Origin of the sequence: Vibrio sp. Isolate34 (assembly GCF_022397915.1) — a bacterium.
Classification (GTDB): Bacteria; Pseudomonadota; Gammaproteobacteria; order Enterobacterales; family Vibrionaceae; genus Vibrio.
Genome location: NZ_JAKEUO010000060.1, coordinates 1 through 785 on the forward strand (window position 1 = coordinate 1; position 785 = coordinate 785).

Annotated in this window: 1 rRNA gene; it reads right to left on the reverse strand. The window is 40.5% G+C overall.

Going from position 1 to position 785, the window contains the following annotated elements:
• Positions 1-554 precede the first annotated feature (554 nt).
• A 16S ribosomal RNA gene (locus tag L1D22_RS22220) occupies positions 555-785 on the reverse strand; the annotation flags it as partial.

Genomic DNA, 785 nt, shown 5'->3' on the forward strand with positions numbered 1-785 from the left:
CTGGGCTTATCGCAAGTTATTACGCCTTTCATCGCCTCTGACTGCCAAGGCATCCACCGTGTACGCTTAGTCACTTAACCATACAACCCGAAAGGGTCTCTGTTTTACTTTCACTTTCCTTTTTATTTTCACTTTTAAAAAGTGAAGACAAACAGGAGTGAAAACAAACGCGTATGGCAACTAACCAAGGTTTTTGGTTGTCATTAAGAAGGGTTAATTCTCAATGACTGTTTGCCGGACTCAATGTGATTCAAACAAGTTTGAATCGAATACAAGACACTTGAATGTGTTTGTTGTGTTTATACCGTTCTTATTAGATAAGAGCAGATAAACATTGAGAACTTTTAAATTTGATTAACTTAATTACAGCCTTGAGCTGTTTGATTTCACTTTTTAAAGTGAAAACCAATTAAGTAATCAGTCAGCTTTCCAAATTGTTAAAGAGCATAAAGCAAAAAGCTTTAATCAATAACTTGCGTTATTAATTAAAGCTCTGGCTTTAACTAAATCTAAACCATCAATCTGTGTGGACACTTATCGTGAATATCTTCGTATAAGGAGGTGATCCAGCCCCAGGTTCCCCTAGGGCTACCTTGTTACGACTTCACCCCAGTCATGAACCACAAAGTGGTGAGCGTCCTCCCCGAAAGGTTAAACTACCCACTTCTTTTGCAGCCCACTCCCATGGTGTGACGGGCGGTGTGTACAAGGCCCGGGAACGTATTCACCGTGACATTCTGATTCACGATTACTAGCGATTCCGACTTCATGGAGTCGAGTTGCAG